This window comes from Bifidobacterium gallicum DSM 20093 = LMG 11596 (genome assembly GCF_000741205.1).
Taxonomy (GTDB): Bacteria; Actinomycetota; Actinomycetes; order Actinomycetales; family Bifidobacteriaceae; genus Bifidobacterium; species Bifidobacterium gallicum.
Genome location: NZ_JGYW01000004.1, coordinates 261,896 through 288,178, shown reverse-complemented (window position 1 = coordinate 288,178; position 26,283 = coordinate 261,896). Strand labels below are relative to the sequence as shown.

General features: G+C 58.2%; 22 protein-coding genes. 18 read left to right on the top strand and 4 right to left on the bottom strand.

What is annotated here, in order from left to right:
• The first annotated feature begins 36 nt into the window (after positions 1 to 36).
• Together BGLCM_RS04015 and ybaK are read left to right on the top strand one after the other, a co-directional pair.
• Complete coding sequence (locus tag BGLCM_RS04015) at positions 37 to 1,020, top strand: 4-hydroxy-3-methylbut-2-enyl diphosphate reductase (RefSeq protein ID WP_006294311.1); 984 nt, start codon at positions 37 to 39, stop codon at positions 1,018 to 1,020.
• Between the two features lie 89 nt (positions 1,021 to 1,109).
• The gene (gene ybaK / locus BGLCM_RS04010) at positions 1,110 to 1,616 is read left to right on the top strand and encodes a Cys-tRNA(Pro) deacylase (protein ID WP_044084909.1); all 507 of its coding nucleotides are present in this window, start codon (positions 1,110 to 1,112) and stop codon (positions 1,614 to 1,616) included.
• 169 nt (positions 1,617 to 1,785) lie between these two features.
• Here ybaK and gap read toward each other — a convergent pair whose 3' ends face one another.
• Both gap and BGLCM_RS04000 read right to left on the bottom strand, forming a co-directional pair.
• Positions 1,786 to 2,844: a type I glyceraldehyde-3-phosphate dehydrogenase gene (gene gap, locus BGLCM_RS04005; RefSeq protein ID WP_006294313.1), complete on the bottom strand. Its 1,059-nt coding sequence runs from the start codon at positions 2,842 to 2,844 to the stop codon at positions 1,786 to 1,788.
• 233 nt (positions 2,845 to 3,077) lie between these two features.
• Positions 3,078 to 3,836, bottom strand: coding sequence for a thiamine diphosphokinase (locus BGLCM_RS04000; protein WP_044084908.1), 759 nt, complete (start codon positions 3,834 to 3,836; stop codon positions 3,078 to 3,080).
• Positions 3,837 to 3,960: 124 nt separating this feature from the next.
• Between BGLCM_RS04000 and BGLCM_RS03995 the strand changes: the two genes are divergently transcribed.
• The 11 genes from BGLCM_RS03995 (at position 3,961) to BGLCM_RS03945 (ending at position 14,754) form a co-directional block, all read left to right on the top strand.
• Positions 3,961 to 4,206: a DUF6725 family protein gene (locus BGLCM_RS03995; RefSeq protein WP_044084907.1), complete on the top strand. Its 246-nt coding sequence runs from the start codon at positions 3,961 to 3,963 to the stop codon at positions 4,204 to 4,206.
• Positions 4,207 to 4,535: 329 nt separating this feature from the next.
• The gene (infC, locus tag BGLCM_RS03990; protein WP_006294318.1) at positions 4,536 to 5,213 is read left to right on the top strand and encodes a translation initiation factor IF-3; all 678 of its coding nucleotides are present in this window, start codon (positions 4,536 to 4,538) and stop codon (positions 5,211 to 5,213) included.
• Between the two features lie 69 nt (positions 5,214 to 5,282).
• Positions 5,283 to 5,477, top strand: a complete 195-nt coding sequence (rpmI, locus tag BGLCM_RS03985; protein WP_044084802.1) for a 50S ribosomal protein L35 — start codon at positions 5,283 to 5,285, stop codon at positions 5,475 to 5,477.
• 54 nt (positions 5,478 to 5,531) lie between these two features.
• Positions 5,532 to 5,915, top strand: coding sequence for a 50S ribosomal protein L20 (gene rplT / locus BGLCM_RS03980; protein WP_006294320.1), 384 nt, complete (start codon positions 5,532 to 5,534; stop codon positions 5,913 to 5,915).
• Positions 5,916 to 6,119: 204 nt separating this feature from the next.
• Positions 6,120 to 7,040: a site-specific tyrosine recombinase XerD gene (gene xerD, locus BGLCM_RS03975; protein WP_006294322.1), complete on the top strand. Its 921-nt coding sequence runs from the start codon at positions 6,120 to 6,122 to the stop codon at positions 7,038 to 7,040.
• Between the two features lie 161 nt (positions 7,041 to 7,201).
• Entirely contained in the window at positions 7,202 to 8,041 is an 840-nt protein-coding gene (locus tag BGLCM_RS03970) for a ParA family protein (RefSeq protein WP_006294323.1), read from the top strand.
• A 238-nt stretch (positions 8,042 to 8,279) separates the two neighbouring features.
• Positions 8,280 to 9,671, top strand: coding sequence for an MFS transporter (locus tag BGLCM_RS03965; RefSeq protein WP_006294324.1), 1,392 nt, complete (start codon positions 8,280 to 8,282; stop codon positions 9,669 to 9,671).
• Positions 9,672 to 9,887: 216 nt separating this feature from the next.
• On the top strand, positions 9,888 to 11,819 hold the full coding sequence (typA, locus tag BGLCM_RS03960) for a translational GTPase TypA (RefSeq protein ID WP_006294325.1): 1,932 nt from the start codon (positions 9,888 to 9,890) through the stop codon (positions 11,817 to 11,819).
• A 265-nt stretch (positions 11,820 to 12,084) separates the two neighbouring features.
• Positions 12,085 to 12,570, top strand: coding sequence for a hypothetical protein (locus BGLCM_RS03955; RefSeq protein WP_069187322.1), 486 nt, complete (start codon positions 12,085 to 12,087; stop codon positions 12,568 to 12,570).
• A 3-nt stretch (positions 12,571 to 12,573) separates the two neighbouring features.
• Positions 12,574 to 13,587, top strand: coding sequence for a prephenate dehydratase domain-containing protein (locus BGLCM_RS03950; protein WP_006294328.1), 1,014 nt, complete (start codon positions 12,574 to 12,576; stop codon positions 13,585 to 13,587).
• 54 nt (positions 13,588 to 13,641) lie between these two features.
• The gene (locus BGLCM_RS03945) at positions 13,642 to 14,754 is read left to right on the top strand and encodes a prephenate dehydrogenase (RefSeq protein ID WP_006294329.1); all 1,113 of its coding nucleotides are present in this window, start codon (positions 13,642 to 13,644) and stop codon (positions 14,752 to 14,754) included.
• A 118-nt stretch (positions 14,755 to 14,872) separates the two neighbouring features.
• On the opposite strand, the gene BGLCM_RS03940 is transcribed toward BGLCM_RS03945, so the two are convergent.
• Positions 14,873 to 17,695 (bottom strand): ABC transporter permease, encoded by a 2,823-nt coding sequence (locus BGLCM_RS03940; protein ID WP_006294330.1) that lies wholly within the window; start codon positions 17,693 to 17,695, stop codon positions 14,873 to 14,875.
• Positions 17,692 to 18,579, bottom strand: a complete 888-nt coding sequence (locus BGLCM_RS03935; protein ID WP_006294332.1) for an ABC transporter ATP-binding protein — start codon at positions 18,577 to 18,579, stop codon at positions 17,692 to 17,694. Before BGLCM_RS03935 ends, BGLCM_RS03940 begins: the two co-directional genes overlap by 4 nt.
• A 448-nt stretch (positions 18,580 to 19,027) precedes the next feature.
• Between BGLCM_RS03935 and BGLCM_RS03930 the strand changes: the two genes are divergently transcribed.
• The 5 genes from BGLCM_RS03930 (at position 19,028) to BGLCM_RS03905 (ending at position 26,211) form a co-directional block, all read left to right on the top strand.
• Positions 19,028 to 20,017, top strand: coding sequence for a tyrosine recombinase XerC (locus tag BGLCM_RS03930; RefSeq protein ID WP_006294334.1), 990 nt, complete (start codon positions 19,028 to 19,030; stop codon positions 20,015 to 20,017).
• Positions 20,018 to 20,327: 310 nt separating this feature from the next.
• A complete protein-coding gene (locus BGLCM_RS03920; protein ID WP_006294336.1) occupies positions 20,328 to 21,974 on the top strand; it encodes a peptide ABC transporter substrate-binding protein in 1,647 nt (548 codons plus the stop codon).
• Positions 21,975 to 22,198: 224 nt separating this feature from the next.
• Entirely contained in the window at positions 22,199 to 23,125 is a 927-nt protein-coding gene (locus tag BGLCM_RS03915; protein WP_006294337.1) for an ABC transporter permease, read from the top strand.
• 9 nt (positions 23,126 to 23,134) lie between these two features.
• The gene (locus tag BGLCM_RS03910; RefSeq protein ID WP_006294339.1) at positions 23,135 to 24,109 is read left to right on the top strand and encodes an ABC transporter permease; all 975 of its coding nucleotides are present in this window, start codon (positions 23,135 to 23,137) and stop codon (positions 24,107 to 24,109) included.
• A 20-nt stretch (positions 24,110 to 24,129) separates the two neighbouring features.
• On the top strand, positions 24,130 to 26,211 hold the full coding sequence (locus BGLCM_RS03905; RefSeq protein WP_420796147.1) for a dipeptide ABC transporter ATP-binding protein: 2,082 nt from the start codon (positions 24,130 to 24,132) through the stop codon (positions 26,209 to 26,211).
• Positions 26,212 to 26,283 lie beyond the last annotated feature (72 nt).

The window sequence follows — 26,283 nt, the reverse complement described above, 5'->3', positions numbered from 1 at the left end:
GATGTTGTTCAACGCAGGGAAGGAACCCCATTTCTTATGGCCAAACGCATTGTGCTTGCCGATCCGCGTGGTTTTTGCGCTGGTGTTGACCGGGCCATCGTTACCGTGCAAACCATTTTGAAAACCGCCACCACACCTCGTGAACCAGGCTTGCCACCCGTGTATGTGCGCCGTCAGATCGTGCACAACAAGCATGTGGTCCAGGAACTAACCGACCAAGGCGCCGTGTTCGTTGAAGAACTCGACGAGATTCCCGATCAGGCCGCACAAGCCGGCATTCCAATCGTGTTCTCAGCCCATGGCGTATCTCCCGATGTGCAACGCGTGGCCAAAGAACGTGGACTGATGATTGTGGACGCCACCTGCCCGCTCGTAGGCAAAGTGCATCGTGAAGTACAACGCTACGTGGGTCAAGGCTATGAGATTGTCTACATTGGCCACCAAGGCCATGATGAAGCCGTGGGCGTGGTAGGGGAGAGTCCCGAACACGTGCATCTGATTGAACGGGCCGGCGATGTGCAAAGCCTCGACTTTGACGAATCCACAAAGCTCGTGCTGCTCACGCAAACCACGCTCAGCGTGGACGAAACAGCCGACACGATCGCGGCACTCAAAGAACGGTTCCCATGGATCGAAATGCCGCCCAGCTCCGACATCTGCTATGCCACATCGAACCGCCAGGCAGCAGTCAAACTCGTAGCCGAACACGCCGACGCCGTCATCATTGTGGGTTCAGCCAACTCCTCAAACTCGGTGCGACTCATGGAAGTTGCGGCCGAAGCATTGGGCGACGCCACACGTGCCCATCGCGTGGACGATGCGAGCGAATTGGACGACACATGGTTCGACGGCCTGCAATCCGTGGGCGTCTCGTCAGGCGCATCCGTGCCCGACACGCTCGTGCAAGGCGTGATCGACCATCTGCAAGCACTGGGTTTCACTGATCTGGAAAGTGTGCAAGCCGTCAACGAAGACATGCATTTCGTACTGCCCGCACCCGTGCGCGCCATGGCGCGGTAAACCATCCAACAGCCATATCCCACTCGCTGGCGACATTGGAAACCAGCTGAGCGACGAACCATGCAACCATGCGACCTATGATGGGTCGCATGGCAAAGAAGAAACATGTGAAAGGCGCAGGCTCCACACCGGCCACCGTGCAACTCGAACACGCCGGCGTGCCGTTCACCTGCTACGAATACGAGCACTCCAACGACGACATGGACGACGGCTACGGCATTGAAGCCGCACGCAAACTCGGCTTTGACGAAGCGCAAGTATTCAAAACATTGATGGCCGACACGGGCTCGCGCCGCGTGGTTGGCGTCGTGCCCGTCAGCGGCCATATGGACTTGAAAGCGCTGGCCGCCGCCGTTGGCGACAAAAAAGCCGCAATGGCCGACCCCAAAGTCGCCATGCGCGAAAGCGGATACGTCGTGGGCGGTATTTCCCCATTCGGCCAAAAAACGCATCACGCCACCGTGCTCGACGACAGCGCGCTCGCCTTCGACCAGATACTCGTCTCCGGCGGCAAACGCGGGTTCTCCGTGGGTGTCAATCCCCACGACCTGCTGGCTGTGTTGGATGCGACGGCGGCGCCCATAGCGACGTGGTGACCGGAGGCTACGGCACCCTCAGCACCGCAAACAGAAATAAGAAACATCCCGCTGCCAACAGTGCGTTGACAGCGGGATGTTTGTTGCAGTACTGGCCGAAACGACCGCCCGGCACCACCGCTTAGTGCGACGTTACCGGTTCACTGGAGTCCGAAAACCTGCTGAAGGCTCACTCGGAAATCTCAGCGAAGTAGAGCAGCGTACGGATCATGTTCGAGGTGAAGCCGTACTCGTTGTCGTAGAACGACACGGTGCGGGCCAGCGTCACGCCGTCCACTTCGTTCACGTCGGTCTGCGTAGGATCGAACACGCCACCGTGGGTGTCACCCAGGATGTCGGAGGAGACAATGGCGTCCTCGTTGTAGCCGTAGAACTCGCAGTTCTCGAAGGCTTCCTTGAACGCAGCGTTGATCTCGTCAACCGTAGCGTTCTTCTCGAGCACGGTCGTCAGCTCGGTGACCGAGCCATCCGGCACCTGGATACGCTGAGCGTGGCCCTGCAGCTTGCCGTTCACGGAAGGAACGACCTTGCCGATAGCCTTGGCAGCGCCCGTGGAGTGAGCGATCGTGTTGATGGCGGCGGCGCGCAGATCGCGGCCCGTCTTCGTGCCGCGAGGGCCGTCGAGCAGCATCTGGGTGCCCGTGTACGCGTGAATCGTCGTCATGAAGCCGGCCTTGATGCCCCACTTCTCGTCGAGCAGCTTGACCATGGCGGCCATCGAGTTCGTGGTGCAGGAACCAGCGGACACGATCACGTCATCAGCCTTGAGGATATCCTCGTTGACACCGAACACGACGGTCGGCGTGGTCTCGTCCTTGGCAGGAGCGGAGATCAGGACCTTCTTGGCGCCAGCGTTGATGTGGGCCTGCGACTTCTCAGCCGAGGTGTAGAAGCCCGTGCACTCGAGCACATACTCGACACCGTCGTTCTTGACCCACGGAATGTCGTTGGCATCCTTCTCGGCGTAAACCTTGTATTCCTTGCCATCAACGATGATGGAATCCTCGGTGGCCTTCACGTCGACCGGCGTGCCATCGTCGTGACGGAACACACCGTGCGTGCTGTCGTACTTGAGCAGGTAAGCCAGCGTGGCGGGTGTGGTCAAATCGTTGATAGCTGCGACTTCGATGCCAGCAGCCTCACCACCGCGAGCCTGCAGCTCGAAGATGCGGCGGAACGCCAGACGACCGATACGACCAAAGCCGTTGATACCAATCTTCACTGTCATGTAGTTTCTCCCTTGGGGATAAGCTCCCGCACTCTTTCACCCCCGTATTTGCATGCGTGGGGCATAGTCGTGCGGAAACCATGGTTAACCAACGAGTCTTACAGTAGTGGGTTTGTTTGACTATTGGCAACGTGCCGCGCGTGCCATCGGTGCCGTTCATCCGGTGGCGTGAGCCTTGAACGGGACCATGGCGCCAATGCAATCATTTGCATCAGCCAAATGCGTCCGCTGTATCAGCGTGCAGACACGCGCAACGCCGACGTCACCTCGAAACTCAACTCACCCAAGTCGCCCGTAAACTCGCGGTACAGCTCACGTTGTGGCGTGGCGGCTCCGAGCGGATAGGTCACAATCAGCGTGCCGTCATGCACGTCAATGGCCGCGGCCTGACCGTCCACAAACTCGTTGCTCAGCCCGTTCACGTTCGTATTGTGCATCGTCGCGTCGTCCAGCCCGTACTTCAGTCCCGTCTCGTTGATGCCACGCGCTACATCGGAATGCGCGAACACCGACACGTACGGCGCTTCACCGCGACCCTCGGGCGCGTGCCAGGGGGAGAACTTCAGCATGCCGTCACAGATCGCCGTCACCATCTGCCCGTCGCCATGCAGTATCGCGGCACCCCCGTGTTCCGCCACGAGCGCCACGGTCTGCAACGCCGAAATCGTGTGGTCGATTCGGCCTCCCAACGCCCCGTAAATATGGAACGTGCGCAAGCCTTGCGACCACGCGAACTTCAAGGCGGAGAGCAAGTCGGGATCATCTTTTTCCGGAGGCAACACGACCATGTGCGTGGTGTCGGCCAGCGCTCGCGCCGTAGAGGAGTCGCGGTCGCCGACGCAATAGTCGGGTTCGAGCCCGAAACCGCGTGCATGGTCGAGTCCGCCATCGGCCGCAATCAGCACGTCGCCTTCGTGCCGCACAATCGGTTCCGCGTAATACTCGCCGGCCGCCATGATCACTGCCGTATGCGCTGTCTGTTCCACCGTCATCCCCTTGCGTTGCGCTTGTTTGGCTTTCACTATATATATTGATTTTTGCCATGCCCGCCTGGCGTTCCAGTAGCCGAAGTCCCCGCGATGCATGATGCCCATTACAATCAGCCGTATGGAACCCATGCAATTGCCCACATCAATACCGCAAGGCGCCCGGGTGGTGGTGCGTACGGCACTCGGAGTGGACCCTGGTGACGGCCGTATGAAATACCGCGATGTGGTGGGCCATGTGCGCTCATGGGACGGCTCAACGTTGGAAATCACGCGTGATGCGGCGGCCAACGGTTCCAGACCTGAACAGCAGGTCAGCATCGCAGCTGAAACGATTGTGCGACTCAAACCCGTACCAGAACGACCCAAGCGCTGATTGACGCTCGTGGATGGTGTGGTGAGCCGACGACTATCGCGACACGCTGGTCCAGGGCTGTGGTATTATACATGAGGCTTGAGAAATCAAGAAAGCGGGAAACCCACCTGGAGGCCCTTTATGGTCTCGGGTCCAAGGCAAGAGCCTGGCATGCGGTTGCATGCCGTCGGCGCGCATAGCGGCCGGCAACGTGATGATTGACAAGGGTCAGCATCCATACGACTTCAACGCCGCATCATCGTGTGGCGTCTTACTGTCGCGCTCATGTTTGGGACCAATGAGACTTGGTAAGACTTCAGCCGCAAGGTTTTCCGGCTTATAGCACATGTATGAGGATTGGAGTCATCATTAGCGACGAACCACGCATTAACGACGAGATTCGCGTCTCTCAGGTACGCCTTATCGGACCGAATGGCGAACAGGTGGGAGTCATCGCGACTTCCGTCGCTTTGAACCTGGCAAAGGAAGCGAACCTCGATCTCGTCGAGGTGGCTCCGCATGCGAAGCCTCCGGTTGCCAAGCTCATCGACTACGGCAAGTTCAAGTACAACGAGAAAATCAAGCAGCGCGAAGCGCGCCGCAACCAGAGCACGGCCGAGATCAAGGAAATCCGTTTCCGTCTCAAGATTGACGACCATGACTTTGAAGTCAAGAAAGGTCACGTTGAGCGCTTCCTCAATGGCGGCGACAAGGTCAAGGTCACGATCATGCTGCGCGGTCGCGAGCAGTCGCGTCCGATTGGCGGTGTTGAACTGTTGCAGCGTTTGGCTGATGAGGTCTCGGAAGTCGGCACGATTGAGTCCGCGCCGAAGCAGGAAGGCCGCAACATCATCATGACGCTTGCGCCCAAGGGCAAGAAGGTGCACACGCAATCCGAGCAGCGTCGTCGTGGCGCTGAATCGCGCGCCGAACGCCAGGCCCGCCAAGCCGCACGTCTTGCGGCCAAGCAGGAGGCCAAGGCCCAGGCTGTTGCGCAAGCCAAAGAAACCGTCGCTTCCGAGGACTGACGGCACACACAGACTTCAGCAATGAAGGAACACTTCCTTACAACGAAGGAACACACAAGGAGGGCAGCAATGCCGAAGATGAAAACCAATTCCGCAGCACGCAAGCGTGTCCGCGTCACCGGTTCGGGCAAGGTCGTGCACAACGGCAGCGCCATGCGCCACAACCTCGAGCACAAGTCGGCTCGTAAGCGTCGCGCCCTGAAGGCCAACAAGACGCTTTCCACGCCTCAGGCCAAGAAGATGAAGGGCCTGCTCGGCAAGTGAGCCATAAGGCGCACCGGGCAAGCAGATAGACGTTATTAAGAAAGAGGATTATCAATGGCACGTGTCAAGCGTTCAGTGAATGCCAAGAAGAAGCGTCGCGTTGTTCTCGAACGCGCGAAGGGTTACCGCGGTCAGCGTTCCCGCCTGTACCGCAAGGCCAAGGAACAGCTGCTGCACTCCTTTAACTACAACTTCCGCGACCGCAAGGCCCGCAAGGGCGATTTCCGCAAGCTGTGGATCCAGCGTATCAACGCTGCTGTCCGCGCTGAGGGCATCACGTACAACCGCTTCATCCAGGGTCTGCGCCTGGCTGGCATCGAACTTGATCGCCGCGCTCTGGCCGAGCTGGCCGTGTCGGATGCCGACACGTTCAAGGCCATCGTGGAGCAGGCCAAGGCCGCTCTGCCTGAAGACGTCAACGCTCCGGTGAACGCCTGATCGTCTGCAGTGGTTCCACGTTGCGATGTGGCCATGACACAGCAAGTGTCATGGCCACATCGTTGTAATGGAGCCAAAACGGCTACGCATGGTGGCGATGTGAGGCAATGCAATGCCAGGGCCTCATCATCAGAAATATCAAGAAGATGAATCTGACCATAACGGCAGCGGCAGTGACACGGGTGCGCACAGGAAGGGGGAGTGATGGCGAATGCTGATTGGGCCCGCAAGTTCCTCACGTCGATGGACGTGGAGCGCGGACTGTCCCGGGCGACGTTGGACGCGTACCGCACGGACTTGGAACAGTATCTGACGTTCCTTGACGCGCGCGGACTGAACGAACCCACCCGCATCCGCACGGAAGACGTGGAACAGTTTGTGCAGCATCTCGATGCGCAAGGTTTGCAACCGGCCAGCATCGCGCGAAGGCTCGCGTGCGTGCGCATGTTCCACCGGTTCCTGCTGCAGGAACGCGCCGTGGCCGTGGATGTGACGGCCACGATGCACGCGCCGAAAACCGGCGAGCATCTGCCCGATGTGCTTTCAGTGGACGACGTGTTCCAGTTGCTTGACACGGCCCAACAGATGGCCTCGACAGGTGACGTGGTGGCCACGCGCGACTGGGCGTTGCTCGAAATGCTTTACGCTACGGGAGCGCGCGTGTCGGAAGCCGTGGGGCTCAATCTCGACGATATTGACGAAACCGACCGGGTGATGCGCCTGACAGGCAAAGGTTCCAAACAACGGCTCGTACCGTTCGGCAGCACAGCGGCCCAAGCGCTGCAGCAATATCTGGACGCAAGCCGGCCTGTATTGGAAGCCAAGGCCAAAGGCGAGCGTGAACTGCGTGCCGTGTGGTTGAACAAACGCGGCAAGCGCCTTTCACGGCAGTCGGCGTGGGAAGTGCTGCAAACGGCTGCGGGACGGGCCAAACTCACGCGACCGATCCACCCGCATACGTTGCGCCATTCATTTGCCACGCATCTGATCCAGGGCGGCGCCGACGTGCGTAGCGTGCAGGAACTGTTGGGCCACGCGAGTGTGCAAACCACGCAAATCTACACGCATGTGAGCCCTGATTCGTTGATTGAAGCGTATGCCATGGCGCATCCGCGAGCCCGATGAACGTACCATGTGCACAGCAGGGGAGCGTGGCGGCAACGTGGCGCAAGTATGACGGCAGCATGGCATCAATGCCCCCCCGTTGCTGTGCGGACGGTGATTCGTCTACCATGAGATTATGCTGATTGACCAGAACCGAAACTCGAACTGATAGAGTAAACAGTATGCCTACGGATATGCTCGGACGGGAATACCAAACATTCCCTGCACCCATGCCCTTGCAACAGCATGGGCCCGCCAAAGTTATTGCCATGTGCAACCAAAAGGGTGGTGTAGGCAAAACCACAAGTTCAATCAACATTGCCGGAGCGCTCACGCAATACGGGCGCAAGGTGCTCATTGTCGACTTCGATCCGCAGGGCGCGGCCACGGTGGGGCTTGGCATCAACGCGAACGCTGTGGAAAATACCGTGTATACGGCGCTGTTCAACCCGCGTATGGATGTGCACGAGGTCATTCAGCATACCGATTATGACGGCCTTGACGTGATGCCGGCCAACATTGATTTGTCGGCGGCTGAAGTGCAGCTCGTGACCGAAGTGGCGCGCGAACAGGTGCTGGCCAGTGTGCTGCGCCAGGTCAAGAACGAATATGACGTGATTATCATTGACTGCCAGCCGTCGTTGGGCTTGTTGACCGTGAACGCGTTGACGGCGGCCGATGGCGTGATCATTCCCGTGGCGGCCGAGTTTTTCGCGCTGCGCGGCGTGGCGTTGCTGATGCAATCGATTGAAAAAGTACAGATGCGCATCAACCCGTCGCTTGAGGTGTATGGCGTGCTTGTGACGATGTATACGCGCACGTTGCATTGCGATGAAGTGTTGCAACGCATTTATGAAGCGTTCCACGACAACGTGTTCCATTCGGTGATTTCACGTTCGATCAAATTGCCCGACGCGAATGTGGCGGCCGCTCCGATCACGATTTATGCGCCGAACCACAAGACGGCCAAGGAATATCGCGAAGTGGCGCGTGAACTCGTCGCCAAAGGGGTTGTGGCCTGAGCTGGCTGCAGCCTGCCGAGACGGACCTAGCCTGTTGAACAGCTCGTGATCTGCTGCGTTGGTGGCTGCCTGCTGAGCTGGTCGTCCCCTGTTTCAATATGTGGGCTCCGGTCATGAACACCCCCGTCAGTGTTCGTAATCTGTTGGGGATAGAGAGAATCAACCCCCAGGAGTCCTTATGTCTTCCGTGACTTCCGAGCGTTCTTTCGTGCCGGTATCGCAACCTTCCGAACCGGACATGACTGGCGCTGGCGCCCCTCAGGGCAATATGACGCGCAATCAGCGTCTTGACAATCTGACCATCAACAAAGCGCACCGTCGTCTGCTGACGGCTTCGGGCATCGGCTGGGCGTTCGACGCGATGGACGTGGGTCTCGTGTCGTTCGTCGTGACGGCAATCGCCGCAGATCCCGCGTTCAACCTCAACGCCACGCAAAAATCGTGGGTGCTGTCGATCGGTTTCATCGGCATGGCCATCGGCGCGGCGCTCGGCGGCTATTTGGCCGACCGTTTCGGCCGCAAAACGATTTTCACGGCCACGCTGATCGTGTTCGGCATCGCCAACGGCGCGATGGCGTTCTCCTGGACGCTGGCCGCGCTGCTCGTCGCCCGCTTCGTGATCGGTTTGGGTTTGGGCGCCGAACTGCCTGTGGCATCCACATTGGTTTCCGAATTCTCACCGACCAAACAGCGCGGCCGCATGACCGTACTGCTTGAATCGTTCTGGGCCGTCGGCTGGATTGTGGCCGCATTGATCGGCTATCTGGTGATTCCCGCTTCAGGGGACTGGGGTTGGCGTTGGGCGCTGCTGATTGGCGCGTTGCCGTTGCTCTACGCGATTGTGGTGCGCCGTTCGCTGCCTGAATCCGTGCGGTTCCTTGAATCCCAAGGCCGTGAGATTGAAGCCGAACAGGCCGTGCGCTATTTTGAGCAGGCTGGAGCGGTTGCCGCGGGTACCAAGCGTACCGGTTTCGGCTTGCGGGCCAAGTCAGGTGCTGCCGCTGTCAAGACGGTGAAGACGAAGTCCGCCATGCGCACGCGCGACCTGTTCAGCCGCCGTTTCCTGCCGATCACGTTGGCCATTTGGGCCACGTGGTTCTTTGTGAACTTCTCGTATTACGGCGCGTTCACGTGGATGCCGAGCCTGTTGGCTGATCAGTTTGGTTCGTTGACCAAGTCGTTCGGCTACACGCTCGTCATCGCCGTGGCCCAGCTGCCCGGCTACTTCCTGGCCGCGTGGCTTGTGGAACGTTGGGGCCGTCGCCGTACGCTCGCGGTGTTCCTGGCCGTGTCTGCCGTCGCCGCGTTCCTGTTCTCGCAGTCGGTCACCGTGTGGCAGGTGATCACGTTCGGCATGCTGCTGTCGGCGTCGAACTTGGGCGCGTGGGGCGTCATGTATGCCGTGACTCCCGAGATTTATCCGACGCGTCTGCGTGGTGCCGCTGCGGGTGCCGCCGCGGCGTGCGGCCGTGTGGCGGCTATCATCGCGCCGCTGCTCGTGCCGTGGTTCCTCACGCTTTCGGGCGGCAACAAGTCCGTGGCATTCATCGTGTTCGCCGCCGCGTTCGTGCTGGCTTGCGTTGCCGCGCTGTTCCTGCCTGAGAAGATGGGTGAGACGCTCGAGGACTGACGTTCTTGGAGCCACGCGTTTTCCATTATTTTCTATTTCCGCTGCCCGGTGATGCCGTTGAACCGGCAACGTCGGGCAGCGCGCGTACCATGGTGAACGTTTGCGCTTGAAAACAGCGCCTGCAATCCTTAACGCATCATGTTTGTGCCCAACTGCACGCATGCGCGCCATCATCCGATTACCGGAACAACGCAAGGAAACAAAGAGAGGCTTTCAATGGCTGTACGCGGTGATATCCGTAATGTTGCAATCGTGGCCCACGTCGATCATGGCAAGACCACGCTCGTCAACGCCATGCTCCAGCAGTCCAACGTGTTCAACGAACGCGAAGAGGTGCCGGACCGCGTCATGGATTCCAATGATCTGGAACGCGAGAAGGGCATCACGATTCTCGCCAAGAACACGGCCGTGCAGTACACTGGCCCGCTGGCTGAGAAGTATGGCCATCCTGAAGGCATCACGATCAACGTCATTGACACGCCAGGCCACGCCGATTTCGGTGGCGAAGTGGAACGCGGCATCTCGATGGTTGACGGCGTCGTGCTGCTCGTTGACGCTTCCGAAGGCCCGCTGCCACAGACGCGTTTTGTGCTGCGCAAGGCGCTCGAAGCCAAGTTGCCCGTGATCCTGTGCGTGAACAAGGTCGACCGCCCCGACGCGCGTATTGAAGAAGTCGTTGGTGAAGCCTCCGATTTGCTGCTCGGTCTGGCCCAAGACGTGATTGAGGAAGGCATTGACCTTGACCTCGACTCGCTACTCGACCTGCCCGTAATCTATTGCGCGGCCAAGGCCGGCTATGCTTCGGCAGACCAGCCGGAGAATGGCGGATTGCCGAACAATGAGGATCTGGAACCGTTGTTCGAATCGATCATTACGAACATTCCGGCTCCTGAATATGAAGAGGGCGCCCCATTGCAGGCCCATGTGGCCAACATCGACTCCTCGGACTTCCTGGGACGTCTTGGTCTCGTGCGCATTTACAACGGCATGCTCGAAAAGGGCAAGACGTATGGCCTGTCCCGTGTGGACGGTTCGATTGAGAACTTCCGCGTTTCCGAGCTGCTGCGCACGCAGGGCCTCGAGCGCCAGCCCGTGGAATCAGCCGGTCCTGGCGACATTGTCGCCGTGGCTGGTGTCAACGACATCATGATTGGTGAAACGATTGTCGATCCGAACGATCCCCAGCCGCTGCCGTTGATCCATGTGGACGACCCGGCCATTTCGATGACGTTCGGCACGAACGATTCGCCGTTGGCCGGCACGGAGGGCAAGGACCACAAGCTCACCGCCCGCATGATCAAGGACCGTCTTGACCGCGAACTCATCGGCAACGTGTCGATCAAGGTCATCCCGACAGACCGTCCTGACGCATGGGAAGTGCAGGGTCGTGGCGAACTGGCACTGGCCGTGTTGGCCGAGCAGATGCGTCGTGAAGGCTACGAGCTGACTGTGGGTCGCCCGCAGGTGGTCACGAAGACGATTGATGGCGAACTGTGTGAACCTATGGAATCCACAACGATTGACGTGCCTGAAGAGTACATGGGCACCGTCACGCAGCTCATGGCTGACCGCAAGGGCCGTATGGAATCGATGTCGAACCATGGTTCGGGCTGGATTCGTTTGCAGTTCACGGTGCCAAGCCGTGGTCTGATCGGTTTCCGCACAGCACTGCTGTCGGCAACGCGTGGCACCGGTATTGCCGCTTCGATTTCTGCCGGATACGCTCCGTGGGCGGGCCAGATTGTGACGCGCCAGAACGGTTCGATGGTTTCCGACCGTCAGGGCACGGCTACGCCGTACGCCATGCAGCGCTTGCAGGCTCGTGGCAACTTCTTCGTTGAGCCGCAGTCGCAGGTCTACGAAGGCCAGGTCGTTGGCATCAACAACAAGCCCGACGAGCTCGACGTGAACATCACGCAGGCCAAGCACATGACGAACATGCGTTCCGCCACAGCCGACGTGCTCGAAACGCTGACGCCTCCGATCAAGATGAGCCTTGAAGAGTCGCTTGACTTCGCCAACGAAGACGAGTGCGTTGAGGTCACGCCGGAGTCGATTCGCGTGCGCAAGATCATCCTCAACCGTGAGGATTGGTACAAGTGGCGCGCCAAGCAGCGTCGCGCCAACAACGCAGCCGCCAATAAGTGAGCGTGATGCGCCCAGATGTGCAACGTCCGGGCGCGTGAACCAAATCTGACCGACCGCCAGTGGATCATACGATTCGCTGGCGGTTTCGTTATGGTGGCGCCATGCCGATTGGGACGGCATACGCTTGACCAGTCCTGCACGTTCGCTGCCGGAAGCCCTGGCAATGCGCTGTTGGGGGTCAAGCGTTAGACTGATGGACATGACTGGCCAAACACACCATGCTTTCCCTGCGCCCTGGTCCCATCGCATTGGAATCTGGGGCGGCATGCTTATCACTGTGGCGTCCGCCATTGCCACGGGCATCATTGGCACATTGACGCATCGCATTGGTGCCACACAGAATTTGCCGATTGGTTTGGTGCTTGGATTCGTGCTCGTCGGCATGTCGGCATGGTGTGCACGTTCGCGCGGAGGCATCACGGGACTGGCTGTGCATCTGATTTTCAGCTCGGCCATTGTGGGGTTCATGGCCGTGTACGGTCCTGGTGGCGATGTGCTGATTCCAATGGCCATTTCAGGCGCAACATTGCCGTTTTTGTCACGCAATTGCGGCATGATCTGGTTTTTTGGCGTGGTCGTGATGCAAATCGTCATGGCGTTGTTGCCTGCCCGATGGTTCTTCATTCCCAATGGTGACGCTGGCGCGGATGATGGCAATGAAGCACGAGCTGCACACTTCTCGCATGTGACGAAAACGTCGGGCCAAGGATTCGCCGCATACCATGTGCCGCACCGGCCGCGCCGGCAATGATGCATGCAGAATGAACCAGGAGCGTTGCCTATGACGACATTGTATTATTTGGGCCCTGAAGGAACCTTCACACATCAAGCCGCATTGACGGCGGCCCATCGGCTGAACGCAATGCTGCCTGATGATGTGATGCAATTGCAACCATGTGACGAGGTCACACAGATTGCCGACCATGTTGAGCATGGGGATGGTTGGGGAGTCATCGCCTGGGAAAACAATGTGGAAGGCTATGTGGTACCCAATCTGGATTTGCTGATTGACGCGAAGAACATGGCCGGATTCGCACGCATTGGCATTGACATTGCATTCGACGCGTTCGTGACCGAAGACACCTGGCTCCAGGCGCGACGCCAAGAAGTCGACGTGGTGGAACTATGCCATGATATTCGCGCACACAGCCACGGATTGGCCCAGTGCCGCCAATTCATAGCGCGTCATGGTTTGCATGCCGTACCGGCCAGCTCGAATGCGGCCGCCTGCCGAGACCTGGCATTCGGCAGTGTTGCATTGGGCCCGTCGTTGTGCGGCGAACTGTATGGATTGCATCGCATCGGTACAGCGGTGCAGGATTACCGTGAAGGATGCACCGAATTCCTCGTCACAGCGCCACGCGGCGAGGTGCAACGGATATTGAACGGTTTGAGCCACGACAAGCAACGCCAATTCGAATCAATCGTCACGTTTATCCCGCTCGTCACTGGCCCCGGCGTGCTGGCCAATTTGCTTGATGTGCTGCGCGATGCAGGATTGAACATGACCAGTTTCATATCAAGACCCATCAAAGGCCATCAAGGCACCTACAGTTTCATCGCCACATTGGACGCTGCCCCATGGCAGGCGAATTTCCATGCGGCGTTGGACGAGATCCTTGAACATGGGGATTGGGTACGTACTCTGGCCGTGTATCCACATGTGGATCGTCCGACACCCCCCGTTGCACAATGGATGCTGCCACAGGGAGGTGCGCGGTATGATGCCACACAGAACACGAATGCCGCACAGGAATTGTTATGGTGATCGACCATATGACCATGGACGCTTGGTCCAACAGCTGGGAAAGGAGATGATGCCATGACTCACGAAACAGTGGAAGCATGGACGCACGATATGCGGTCAATGGCCCAGGAAGGAGTGGAAGCTCCGCAACGCGTGGGCATTGTGGGTTTGGGCCTGATTGGCGGATCGTTGGCATTGCGTCTCAAATCCTCAGGATGCCAAGTGTTGGCATGGAACCATCGGCAGCATCCATATGCGCATGCGCGCGCGATGGGCATTGAATGCTTCGACAATTTGACTGACTTGGCCGCCGCACGTCCTGATGTGCTCGTGCTGTGCAATCCGCTGGCTGCCATGCCGGCAGTGCTCGAACAGTTGAAACCGGCTCTCGATACGCAGCATACGACGCTGACTGATGTGGGGTCGGTCAAAGGCATTGTGCGCCAGCAAGTCAAACGCGTAGGACTTGATGATTGCTACGTGGGGGCACACCCGATGTGTGGCAATGAACTGTCGGGGTGGCAAGCGGCTGATGAACATTTGTTCCATGACGCGCTATGGGCCATGACATTCTGCGAACATACGGATTACCGGCGCGTGATGGCCGTGGCCGGCATGATCACACGCCAATGCCGCAACCGGCTGATCATTCTTGATGACCAGACCCATGACCGTGCGGCCGCGTTGATTAGCCACATGCCCCATGTAGTGGCCACATCGTTCATCAACATGCTTACCGACAATGCTGATCGCAATATCGCGATGGCGCTGAGTGCAGGCTCTTGGCGTGACATGACGCGTGTGGCATTGACCGATCCCGACCGTACCAAAGCCATGGTGGAAGAAAACGGTGGGGAAGTGGCGCAACTGCTGCGCTCACTGTCTGCACGCATTCTGGCCGTGGCTGATGAACTGGACGCCGAGCAGGCCGGTGGCGCCGAGGCTGCACAAGCCGACCAGCGACTTGACGCGTTCTTCGCCAAAGGTGATGACTACCGTCGGCGCAAAGCCATGATGAAACGGCAAAAAGAACCAGGCGAACAGACGGAAGTGCTGTTCAACACATTGCATGTCAACCCCGACCACTGGCGTGAGGATTTCCTTGCATCAGCCAAACGTGGCGAACATATTGTACGCTTCACGGCTCCATTCCGCGCAATCATTGAGGATGGTCCATCGGTCAAATAGCATCGGCCGCGCTGGGTGACGGCGTGACGCGATGGATGCAAGTGCGGAAATACAACAAACAACAAGAAGACCCCTCTCGCAAACGGGAGGGGTCTTCTGCTTGCTATCTACCTGCAGGTCACTCGCTGCTGACGGCGTCGAGCACGGGCTTCTTGAGCGCTCGGTTCGCTGGGAACACGCTGGCCAGTAAGCCCACGAAGATCGAGACCACAAGGAACCCCACAATCTGGTCCCACGGAATCGACAGCTTAGTCAAACCGTTGTCGGAGAAGACGGCGCGTACGACGACGCCTGCTCCCACACCCACGATGATGCCGAGGATCGTGCCGAACACCGACATGATGACCGACTCAATGCCGAGCATGCCGCGGATCTGCGCACGTGACGTGCCGATGGCACGTAGCAGGCCGATTTCCTTCGTGCGTTCTGACACGTTGAGCGCCAACGTGTTGACGATACCGAAAATCGCGATGATGATCGAGAGCGCGAGCAGCGCGTAGAGGATCGCCATGACTTGGTCGACCATCGAGCTCAACGAGGACTTGAATTCGTCACGGTTGAGCACGCCCACTGTGTAGTAGGGCTTGACAGTCTTCTTGAGGTCGTTTTGCAAACGCTTGAGATCAACGCCGGGCTTGGCCTGCACATAAGCCTGGTTGACCATACGCATGTTTTCTGGCACGAGCTCGTCGGCGAGAGTCTCGTTGATCATGACCTCGTCATTGAACAGCGAATCGTCAGCGATCGCGCCGATGCGGATATCTTTGGTGACCACTTCCTTCTTCGTCTTGACGAGCTTGGCGGGATCAACGTTCTGAGCGTCCTCGATGGCCTTGTGGGCCTCCTCGATCTTGGACTGAGCGCCCGCGGCATCACCCGTAGCGGCCAGCTGCTGGGCTTCAGCCTGCAGTTTGCCGGCCTGCGCCTCAATCCCGGCCTGATAATCGGCCTGGGCCTTGGCTGTGGCTTCCTCGTCAACAACGACGTTCTCGGCCTTGAACTTGAGTGTGTCGCCAACTTTCCAGCCGTTTTCGTCGGCAACCAGATCACCGACCATGGCTTCGCCATCCTTGAGGGCCTGGACTTTGGCATTACCGACGGGATAGATCGATTCAACGAGCGAATAGTCCGAAGCGAACGGCATCGTGTCCCCGCCGTTAATCGAAACACCCAGCAGCATCGTGATCGGGGCGAGACTTTTCACCTCGTCATTCTGCTTGATTTCATCCAGGGCCTTCGTGGGAATCGGGTTCGTCATCGAAGCGCTCATGAGCACGAAATCGGCGTTCAGGCCATCGTCAACAATGTCATGCACAGACGTCTTGACCGAACTGGCCACAACACCCAGGCAGCTGACAATGGCGATGCCGACGAACAATGCGGCCGCAGTGTTGGCCGTACGGCGCTTAGCACGTGCGATATTGCGCGTGGCCAAGCGGCCCGTGACGGGGAACACATGGTCGGGAATCCAACCAAGCACTTTGCCAGCCGGACCAACCAGGGCAGGACCGAGCACGATGACGCCGATAACGAGCAGGCCGGCGCCAATGCCGAGCAGCCATTCGGGCGACCAGTTGTTGATGGCGCTCCACGGCGTGGGCTTGTCGCCGCCGTCACTGAGCACATAGGCCAAAACCCACAGCAGGCAGCCGAACACGACCATGACGAAACCGATCCAACCGCGGCGGCGCACCGGCTTCTCCGGGTTGACGGTCTCGTTCATCGCCTGAATTGGAGGAGCGATCGCGGCCGTACGGGCCGGCAACGAGGCACCGATAATCGTTACGACAATACCGACGATAATGCCGACCAGCACGTCGGACCAGCTTGGAGCCGGCGAACCGGTCAACGGCATGCCCATCTGGCCCATGCCCTTGCCAATCAGTTCAAGCATCCCCCAGCCGAGCAGCACACCAAGCACGGAACCCACAATGCCGAGCACAATGGCTTCCACAATCACGGTTAGGAACACTTGGGCCGGGGAAGCACCGATTGAACGCAGCAACGCGTAGCCGCGCATCGATTCGCGCACAATCATCGTGAACGTGTTCGCGATGATGAACGAACCGACAAACAGTGCGATGATCGCGAAAATCATGATCAACGGCTGGATGAAGCCCAACTGGTCCTGCGTGGACTGCGTTTCCTCATCGCGCACGGAATCGCCAGTAATGGCCACGAGATGGTCGGACTTGGGCAGTTCAGCATTGATGCGGTCGGCCAGCTCCTGCTGCGCTTTGGCATCAAGTGGCGTGTTCAGGTCACCATAGACTTCAAACCCTGAAGTCTGGTCAATCGGTTCGCCCGCAAGCTCACGGTAATGCGTGACGAGCGACGGCTTCAACCCGACAATGATCGCACCCAACTGAGAATTCGGCGTGCTGATTGTGCCAACGACTTTCATGTCGCGCGGACCGTCGGGGAATACGATCTTCGTGGTGTCGCCAACCTTGAGTTTGGACTGCTCAGCCGCACCGGAATGCAACACAATCTCGTCATCAGCTTCAGGCCAATGGCCGTCGGTCAGCGTAGCGCCACGCCATGAGCCCTTTTCCAAAGCCACAGCTAACGTGGGCGGTCCCACCGTGGTGACCGCGTTACCATCGGCACCCACGAGCACGATGTTCGACAACGAATGCGTGTCCGACACATTCTTGACGCCATCAATCTTGCGCACGTCGTCCATGAGGTCCACATTGATGTCCTCATAATCAGCGTGGCCGACCTTTGTGCCTTCCTTATGGTCTTTCTTGACGACGTCGCCGCGGATGTACACGTCGGCGTCGGAATTCGTGGCCATCATCTGGCTGACCTGGTCGTTGAGCATGGCACGGAAACAGAACGATCCCACAACGAACGCCACGCCCAACGCGATGGCGATAATCGACATGATGAATCTGCGGAAATGGACTTTGGCGTCCCTCAAACCAATGCGGATCATGCGCGGGCCTCACCTTCAGCGTTGGCGGAACCCGCCGTGCGTGCCGCGCGGCGTGCGGCATCCTGCACCTCGGCATACTCGGCCAATGCGGCACCGTCAGCGCCGTTGGGGCCCACGGCCAATTCTTCAGCCACGGTTTCGTCATGATGATCGGCGAATACCTCAAGGATTTCGTCGTAAGTCGGGTGATCCATATCGTTTGTGATTGAACCGTCAGCCAACACGAGCACACGGTCGGCGAAACTCGCCGCACGCGGATCATGCGTGACCATGACGATGGACTGGCCGTATTCACGCACCGACTGCTGCAGGAACGTCAGCACTTCACGGCTTGAACGCGAATCGAGATTGCCTGTGGGCTCATCGGCGAAAATGACGCTGGGCTGTTCCATCATCGCGCGGGCGCAGGCCACACGCTGCTGCTGGCCGCCAGACAGCTGGCTTGGACGGTGATCGAGGCGGTTCGCCAAACCGACGACGTCGACAACCTTGTTGAACCAGTCCATGTCGACCGGACGCTTCGCGATCTGCAACGGCAGCAGGATGTTTTCCTTGGCCGTCAGCGTGGGGACCAGGTTGAACGACTGGAAAATGAAGCCGATTTCCTTACGGCGCAGTTTCGTCAGTTCGCGCTGGTTCATTGAGGACACTTCAAGGCCTTCCACGAGCACGGTGCCGCTGGTCGGCACGTCAAGGCCGGCCATGCAGTGCATGAGCGTCGACTTGCCTGACCCCGAAGGGCCCATGATGGCCGTGAGCTGGCCTCGCATGAATTCGACGTTGATGTGGTTGAGTGCCACCACTTCGTTGTCCTCGGAGCCGTAATGCTTATACAGGTCAATGGCGCGAGCCACCACGGGATCAGTGGTATTGCGCCCATCCATGCTGGCGTGTGGCGAGTGGTGGTTGGCTGAACGAGCCATGATTCCTCTTTTCTTTCGATACCAATGTTTCGCGTCCGCATCGTGTGCAGGGGGTTGCTGCGCTGTGATGGTGCTCCATCAGAACTCCACGTGAGTACTTCATGAGCACTTCGTGAGCAGCTCATGAGGAGCTGGGCAGGGCAGTTCATTGCTGTGCACGGGGGCTGCGACCATGTTCAGCTTATAAAACGGGTATGCCGGCATTATGCCGACTCTCAGGAGCCGGACGTAAATGGGGGAAGTCGTGACAAAGTTCAGGGGTAGCCCCTAGGGGGTGTGTGACAGATGTCATGGTGCTCACGGATACGTCGTGCAGACTGCATCGTGCATGATGGGGCGACGACAATGGGGAGGTGATAGCTGCATGAACAGCGGTAGCACATCGGGGACGCGTATTTACAATGGGCGCATGAGTCGCCTGAATGATGACACCGTATGGTTTGCGCCAATGGTGGAGGAGTATGCGCGGTATTTGCGTGCCAACATGGGGTTGAGCGAGAACACGGTGCGCGCATACGCCAAAGACGCGGTACGGTGCTGTACGGCGTTGCATGCCATGGGTATCAGCGGATTCGAGCAAGTCACGACGGACGCCTTGCGTGATTGGATGGCCCAAGAAGCACAAATCACTTCTCGTACGTCGTTGGCGCGGCGCACAGTGGCTGTGCGACGATTCTTTGGATGGATGGCTGAGCATGGTAAAACCGCAACAGACCCGGCGGCCGCGCTGCATATTCCCAAAGCCGCACATTATTTGCCGGACGTGCTCAACGAGCAACAGGCGCAAACATTGATGGAACAAGTCGATGATGAGGCCGGTGCGCGTGGAGCAGTGGCACAGCCCCAAGCAGACGGTGAGCAGCACGATGGCAAAGCACAAACCCCCCAGCAGCATGCGCTCGCCCAACGTGATTGCGCAATGGTGGAACTGCTGTATGCCACAGGCATTCGCGTGGCTGAATTGACGGGGCTCAATATGGCTGATGTCCATGCCGACAATCGCACAATTCGTGTGACGGGCAAAGGCAATAAGCAACGTGTGGTGCCGTATGGTATTCCGGCGCAGCGGGCGCTTGACGCATGGATGGAGCACGGTCGTGCCGTGTTGGCTGCGGTGAGCAGTGGTGACGCATTGTTTTTGGGTAGTCGTGGTGGTCGCATTGACCAGCGTATTGTGCGCGAAGTCGTGCATCGTGAGGCTCAGCGTGCGGGTGTGCCCGACATTTCGCCGCATGCGTTGCGCCATAGTGCCGCAACGCATTTGCTCGATGGCGGTGCGGATTTGCGTGAAGTGCAGGAAATGTTGGGGCATAGCAGTTTGCGTACGACGCAGCGTTACACGCATGTGTCTATCGAACAGCTCAAAGCGCGCTATGCGCAAGCGTTTCCGCGGGCTTAACTGGACAACGGTGTTGGCGCTGTGCGCATCCACCCGTGAAGTCATATGGACGATACATGAGAGAGTACGATTGGTCATCAAGACCGCTGAAGGGAAGTTCATGGCCAAGTCCGGCAATGAACACGTACTGTGCGCCATCATGCTTGGGGGTTTTGACACGCCAACGTTGTGGGCGAAAACTCTTGACATGCGGCACAATGGTGGTCACGCGACCACGGCATGCTTTGCACCATGCTGTGTGCGCATCACTCGATGTGCATGCGGCAGGGGAAAAGTTGATGCTGTGGCCATCGATTAGACAGGAGACAATATGAAGAAGAAGGCAATCGCGCTTACAGCGATCGCATGCTCATTGGGCATGATGCTTTCGGGCTGCGGCGGTTCGGGAGACTCGAGCTCTTCGAACGCTTCGAGCAGCATCATCACGGCTTACAACTCCGAGCCGCAGAATGCGCTGATTCCTGGTGATACCAATGAGACGGGTGGCGGCCGCGTCGGTCAGATGCTGTTCTCCAACCTCGTGTCGTTCAATGCCAAGGGTGATGCGGAGATGGAAGTCGCCGAGTCGATTACTCCAAACGATGACGCTTCGCAATACACGGTCAAGATCAAGGATGGCTGGAAGTTCACTGATGGCACGCCTGTGACGGCCGAGTCGTTCACGAAGGCTTGGAGCTACGTGTCCAACGCCAAGAACGCCCAGAAGTGCTCGTCGTTCTTCTCGATGATCAAGGGTTATGACGAGCTGCAGGACGCCGACAACCTCAAGGGCGACGAGCAGCTTTCGGGCCTGACCGTCAAGGACGACAAGACGTTCACGGTTGACTTGAACACGCCTGATTCGGTGTTCCCGATCAAGGCCGGCTACTTGGCATTCGCTCCGCTGCCGGAATCCTTCTACAAGGATCCGAAGGCCTTCGGCGAGAAGCCGGTCGGCAACGGCATGTACAAGCTCGACAAGTGGGATCACAACTCGCAGATCGCGCTCGTGAAGAACGATGATTACAAGGGCGTTCAACAAGTCAAGAACGATGGCGTGACGTTCAAGATCTACACCTCGGTGGATTCGGCGTTTGCCGACGTGCAGTCGGGCAACCTTGATGTGATGGATACGGTGCCTGCATCGGCCACGAAGACGTTCGAGAAGGATGATTCCATCGAGTCCTATAACAAGGCCGGCTCCGTCATCCAGACGTTTACGATTCCTGCAGAACTCGATCACTGGAAGACGAACACTGAGGAAGGCCAGCTGCGCCGCCAGGCCCTGTCGATGGCTATCGACCGTCAGTCGATTGTCGACAAGGTGCTCAACGGTGTCGGTACGGTGGCTACTGACTTTAGCTCGCCTGTGGTGCCGGGCTACTCGAAGGACCTCGATCACTCCGACAACCTTCAGTACAACCCTGATAAGGCCAAGGAACTGTGGAAGAAGGCCAACGCCATCTCGAGTTACGACGGCAACCTCACGTTCTCGTTCAACGCTGATGGCAGCGCACAGCCCGTGTATGAAGCTATTGTCAACTCGGTGAACAACGTGCTTGGTAGCGAAGGCCTCAAGGCCACCACGAACCCGATGCCAACGCTCCAGGAGTTCCGCAACGCGATTTCCGACCGTCAGATGACCGGTGCATTCCGTACCGGTTGGCAGCCGGATTATCCGTCGATTGAAAACTACCTCTACCAGCTCTACGATTCTGCAGCGGCTGACGGCAAGGGCTCGAACGATGGCGATTACAAGAACGCCGACGTGGACAAGCTGTTCACCGAAGCCATGGCTTGCACGAACAGCGATGAGCAGATCAAGCTCTATCAGGATGCCGAAGTGATTCTGCTCCAGCAGCTTCCTGCCATCCCGCTGTACTACAGCAACGCTGATGGTGTGGCAGCCAAGGGCGTGCAGGGCTTCGCAATGGATTGGCAGAACCAGCCGATTTACAACGAAATAACGAAGAGCTGATGACTCGACCACCATCACCACCGCGCTTGCGCCAATACATGGGTAATGCACGGGGGTGAGGCGAGAGGGGCCGCAAGGCCCCTCTTTTTGTTCGCATATGGTGACGGAACGGGGGTGTTTTTCCATGCTTGCGGTAGTCTATAGAGGAATTGAGAGACCGGCAGCGCCTTCTAAGGTTCTGGCAATGCGAACTTGTCAGCCGGTCCAGGCATAAGGAGCTATCGATGGGAAAATATCTTCTGCGACGTATTCTGCAGATGATCCCCGTGGTTCTCGGCACGACATTGTTGGTGTATGCGCTTGTATTCGCACTTCCGGGCGACCCGGTCAAGGCGATGTTCGGAGACAAGCCCGTCAATGAAGCGGTCGCAGCCCAGATCCGCGCAGAATATAATCTCGACAAGCCGTTCTTCATTCAGTATCTGCTGTTCTTGAAGAACGCCCTCTCGCTCAATTTCGGCCAGACCTTCTCCGGTCAGCCCGTTATTGAAGAGATCGGACGCGCGTTCCCGGTTACCATCAGGCTCGCGCTGATGGCCTTCGTGTTCGAGGCCCTTTTCGGCGTGGTCTTCGGCGTCATCTCCGGTCTGAAAAAAGGCAAGTGGTATGACTCGGTCATCCTCATTGTCTCACTGCTGCTCATTTCAGTGCCAACCTTCGTCACGGGTTTCGTGGGCCAGTATGTCTTTGGTGTCAAGCTGCGTTGGCTGCCCGTGACTGCCGGTTCGAATCCGGGGTTCTTTGAGCTGTTGATGCCGGCAATGGTGCTTGGCTCAGTTTCGATGGCATACATCATCCGTTTGGCACGTTCCGAAGTCTCATCGAATGTGGCACTTGACTACGTGCGTACCGCGCGTGCCAAGGGCATGTCGAACACGTCGGTGACGTTCCGCCATATTTTGCGCAACTCGATGATTCCTGTGGTGACCTATTTGGGCCAGGACCTTGGTGCGTTGATGGGTGGCGCCATGATTACCGAACAAATCTTCAACATTCATGGCATCGGCTACCTCACCTACCAGAGCATCCTCAAGGGTGAGGCGAACATGGTCGTGTCCATCGTCACGTTGCTCACACTCGTCTTCGTGATCTGCAACCTGCTCGTCGATATGCTGTACGCGGCTCTTGATCCGCGCATCCGCTACGCGTGATGAGGGAGAATGCTTATGTCTGCTGTTGACAAACTTAAACCAGTTGAAACCCTGCCAGGGCAGGAACGTTATGTGGCGCCACTCGAAGAGACGCCGCTGCGCGACATTGACACGCTCGACGACTCGTCGCCGGCCACCAGCATGTGGGCGGACGCATGGCGAACACTGCGCAAGAACCCGTTGTTCATCATTTCGGGTATCCTGATCATCTTCATTGTGTTTGTGGCGTTGTTCCCTTCGGTATTCACGAAGGAAAACCCCAACTATTGCACATTGGAGCGTTCGCTTGAAGGCAGCATGCCAGGCCATCCGTTCGGCTTCAACATGCAGGGCTGCGATGTGTATGCACGCGTGATTTATGGCACACGCACCTCGATTTCGGTCGGCATCCTGACCACGATCATTGTGGTGGCCATTGGTGCACTCGTTGGCGCCATCGCCGGTTTCTTTGGCGGTTGGGTCGATGCGGTGCTGAGCCGTATCGTCGATATCTTCATGGCCATCCCGATGCTGCTCGGTGCCATCGTCGTGCTGCAGATGTTCCGTTCCACGGGATCGATCTGGAAGGTCGTGCTCGTGTTGGCCTTGTTCGGCTGGGTATCGGTCGCACGTATTGCGCGTGGCGCCGTGCTGTCGTCAAAGAACCTCGAGTTCAACACGGCTTCCACGGCATTGGGTTCCACACCTATGCGCAACCTGTTCCGCCATATCATCCCGAACTCGCTGGCCCCGATTATTGTGATCGCCACAACCTCGTTGGGCTCATACATCGTGTCCGAAGCGACGTTGAGCTTCCTGGGCATCGGTTTGCCCACGACCACGGTCAGCTGGGGCGGTGACATTTCGAGCGCGCAGACGATTTTGCGCACGGACCCCATGGTGTTGTTCTATCCTTCCGCGGCTCTTGCCATCACCGTATTGGCATTCATCATGCTTGGTGACGCTGTGAAGGATGCACTTGATCCGAAGAGCCGTACGGCGTGAGTGTGGAGGAAGTGAACACCGTGACTGAAGCAACCAAGAATACTGCGAATACTGCGGCCACCGCGTCCAATGTGGAGGCGGCAGCTCAATCCCAAGCCTCCCCAGCGTCCAACGCGACCACCGCAACGAATGCCACTCTGCAGCCGCTGCTCGAAGTCAAGGACCTGCAGGTTGACTTTACGGCTGATGACGGCCATGCTGTGCACGCTGTGCGTGACTCGTCTTTCAGCGTGTATCCGGGCCAGTGGGTCGCCATTGTAGGTGAGTCAGGTTCAGGCAAGTCGACGTCGGCTATGGCTGTGCTGGGTCTGCTGCCCGGCACCGGCCATGTGGTTGGCGGATCGATCAAGCTCAATGGCCAGGAGATTGCCCATTACACACCCAAGGAATTCGTGCCGTTGCGCGGCTCGAAGATGGGTTTGGTGCCACAGGACCCCATGTCCAACCTCAATCCTGTGTGGCGCATTGGTACGCAGGTCAAAGAGGCGTTGGTCGCCAACAACATGGACATCGCCCATGAGAAGCGTTCGAGCCTGTCCAAAGCATTGGCCAGCGCCGATGTCAAGATCAACAATGAAGGTGATGAGACATTCCTCGGCTCCGACAAGCTTGCCCAACTGCTCGAAGAGGCCGAGAAAGCGCTCATTGAAGTCGGCGTGGAAGGTGATAAGCTCGGCCGGCGCATGGCGTACTTCAAGGACGAGTGGGTCCCAGGTTCGGAAACGCGTTGGCGTGTGGCCGATGACCTGATTAAGTCTGGCGTTGAAGACGACAAGGCTTGGTATATCGCCAAGAAATATGTGACTGGCTCCACCATGGACGACCGTATCGCAGGTTTGCTTGACGAAGCCGGTTTGCCTGATGCCGCCACGCGTGCGCGTCAGTTCCCGCACGAGTTCTCTGGTGGCATGCGCCAGCGCGCGCTGATCGCAATCGGTTTGGCATGCCGTCCTGAGCTGCTGATTGCCGATGAGCCGACCTCGGCATTGGACGTGACCGTGCAGAAGAAGATTCTGGACCACTTGCAGATGCTGACCGATTCGTTGGGCACCGCCGTGCTGTTCATCACACACGATTTGGGACTGGCTGCTGAACGCGCCCAGCACATCGTGGTGATGTACAAAGGTCAGGTCGTCGAATCAGGCCCGTCACTCGAAGTGTTGCAGCATCCGCAGCATCCGTACACGAAGCGTCTCGTGGCGGCAGCTCCATCGTTGGCTTCGCAACGCATCATCTCGGCCAAGGAACATGGCCAGGATGCGACGGCCATCATGGAACACGCTGTGAATGAAGACAAGCTGCAAAAGAGCGAAGTCATCATCAAGGTGGACCACCTGTGCAAGGAATTCAAGCTGCCAGGGCGCAAAGAGCTGTTCAAGGCCGTGGATGATGTGAGTTTGGAGCTCAAACGCGGCACCACACTGGCTATTGTGGGTGAATCGGGCTCAGGCAAGTCCACTGTGGCGAACATGGTGCTCAAGCTGCTGGAACCCACGAGCGGCACCGTGACCTATGAAGGCACGGACATCTCCACGTTCAAAGGCAAGGAACTGTTGGACTTCCGCCGTCATGTGCAGCCAGTGTTCCAAAACCCGTACGGTTCGCTCGACCCGATGTATTCGATTTACCGTTCGATTGAAGAACCGTTGCGCATCCATGGCATCGGCGACAAGGCCAGCCGTCGCGCCCGCGTGGCCGAACTGCTTGACATGGTCAAGTTGCCGGCAACGGTGATGCAGCGTTACCCCAACGAATTGTCTGGTGGACAGCGTCAGCGTATTGCCATTGCACGCGCCATGGCGTTGAATCCCGACGTGATCGTGTGTGATGAGGCCGTTTCCGCATTGGATGTGCTCGTGCAGGACCAGGTACTGCAGCTGCTCAACGATTTGCAAGCCGAGAAAGGCTTGAGCTACTTGTTCATCACGCATGATTTGGCCGTAGTTCGTCAGATCGCCGATGACGTGGTCGTGATGCAGCATGGCAAGCTGGTGGAGCATGGCACCACCGACCAGGTGTTCAACGACCCCAAGCAGCAGTACACGCGCAACCTGCTCGACGCCATTCCTGGCGGCAAATTGGAACTCGGCTTGGATCTGTGAACCGGCAAGTCGTTTGGGCTGCCTCAGCCTAAGTGAAACAAGCCCTGAACGATGGCTCCCAGCAAGCTGACA